This window comes from Wolbachia endosymbiont of Cylisticus convexus (assembly GCF_003344345.1).
Genome location: NZ_QPIP01000178.1, coordinates 1 through 1,710, shown reverse-complemented (window position 1 = coordinate 1,710; position 1,710 = coordinate 1). Strand labels below are relative to the sequence as shown.

Below are 1,710 nucleotides of genomic sequence, written 5' to 3'. Positions count from 1 at the left end.
TGACCACTCTATACGTGTTGCTGTGCCATCTATCTTTATATCTTTTGGCTCAATATAGCTTTCAGCAATGACAGTCTGCGAGGGCATTCCCACTGCTGTTTCTCTAATCTGCACAACAACACGTTTTTTGCCGCTATTTACAAACCATAGCTCCACGCCTCCTATGTGCCTACTCTCATTTAGAGTAAATGTTTGTGCTAAAGGATCAACTCTTCTTGCTGCTATAACTCTTCTTCTTTCTTCTATGGTAATAGTTTTTTTACCAGTATACGTTGCTTCTCCGTAGCTTCCTTTATCTCCATAAAATTGCACTAGTTTGGTACCTGCTGGAATATTTACTGGTATTTTTATCTTTCCACTTATTCGTCCTTGGTTGTTAGCTGTTATCATACTTTTTATGCCATAGATTGAATGCTCATACCGTCAAATTTTATCTCCTTAAGCTTTTCACTTGGCTCAAAACCTTCAATTTCAAAATCTTGTATTGCCTCCATAAGTGTTGAAAGTATCAAAAATGGCGTGATATAAGGTGATCAACGGCATGTAAGTTACCTCCTGATAGTAAAACAATTGAACGTAAAAAAGAGTCATTAAGATCTAATGTAAACTGTAATAGTGCTATCTTAAATCCGTCTAAGTTATTTCTTATTTTATAAACAAGAAATAATAAAGCTGTAATAATAATCATATAAATATACACTTTCATTCCATTCATGTCATGGCTTAAAAAATGCTTATATCCGAGGTTTTGCTTGATAAATTTGAAAAATACTTCTATATCCCACCTGCGTCTGTATATTTGTGTTACTTCATAAGCCGGTATTTCAAATAAGTTGGTCAAAAACCATATTTCATCTTCTGTTCTATTTTTAATTTTTATTAGTCGTACTTGCTATTGCTCTGCTTCCGCTGTAAAGATTCACTATATTATCTTCCAAAATTTCCGATCCATCTGGTTGTTGTTTTTGCGTAATTTCATTCTCTCTTATAACGCAGTACCTTCTTTTTAAGTATGTTCTTGTGATAAATTTGTATTCCTTTTTGTCAAACTCAGTGAAAGTTGCAACTTTTGCAATCCTTCTATCAAACAATAAAATATCCTCTTTTTTAACTTTAGCTTCATTAATTGCTCTAACCAGCGCTATATCTTCGCTACTTTCTTCTTGCCCTTGACAAAATCTTATACTCGTCGGTAATTGGCCTTTTAATCCAACGCTTACTTTGACTTGACTGTCATTGCTTTTACCACCTATTTTTAACCCATCTTTTATAAGGTACCCTGATAAATTTATAATTGTTGAATCGAATCTATGTAAGTTATGTGACGTTTTTCTGGGCAATAATTTTTCCACTTTGTTTATTAAATCGATATATACACCTTTAAAATAATCAGAACTTTTAACCTTTTCGATAAGCCACTGTATGTAACTGTACTTTTATCATCATTTTTATCTATCACACACCTATTTATTACCATTTCTAGTGCTCTTAAGCTTGTTTTCTGACCCATTAATATTAGCTTCATTAAGCCTTTAAATATTATTTTACCAACTAACTTAGTATTACATTTATCTACCTCTGTTGATTTTCCTAGTCTTTCCAAATCCTCGTCTTTTAGTTAAGTTTAGTATTCTTTCTATTTGATCCATTATTGCCTCCATTTTTCTTTAATAATAGCTCTTTTATCTTCTTCTTATGACACTTTCAACA

The 1,710-nt window shown here is 32.3% G+C and carries 3 protein-coding genes and 1 pseudogene; all 4 read right to left on the bottom strand.

Annotated elements, in window-relative coordinates:
• Nucleotides 1-390, bottom strand: a pseudogene (locus tag Wcon_RS09950) (hypothetical protein); the annotation flags it as partial.
• 118 nt (nucleotides 391-508) lie between these two features.
• Complete coding sequence (locus Wcon_RS09945; RefSeq protein WP_179947459.1) at nucleotides 509-841, bottom strand: transposase; 333 nt, start codon at nucleotides 839-841, stop codon at nucleotides 509-511.
• Between the two features lie 28 nt (nucleotides 842-869).
• A complete protein-coding gene (locus Wcon_RS09940; protein WP_114516948.1) occupies nucleotides 870-1,352 on the bottom strand; it encodes a hypothetical protein in 483 nt (160 codons plus the stop codon).
• Between the two features lie 8 nt (nucleotides 1,353-1,360).
• Entirely contained in the window at nucleotides 1,361-1,603 is a 243-nt protein-coding gene (locus Wcon_RS09935) for a hypothetical protein (protein WP_114516947.1), read from the bottom strand.
• Nucleotides 1,604-1,710 lie beyond the last annotated feature (107 nt).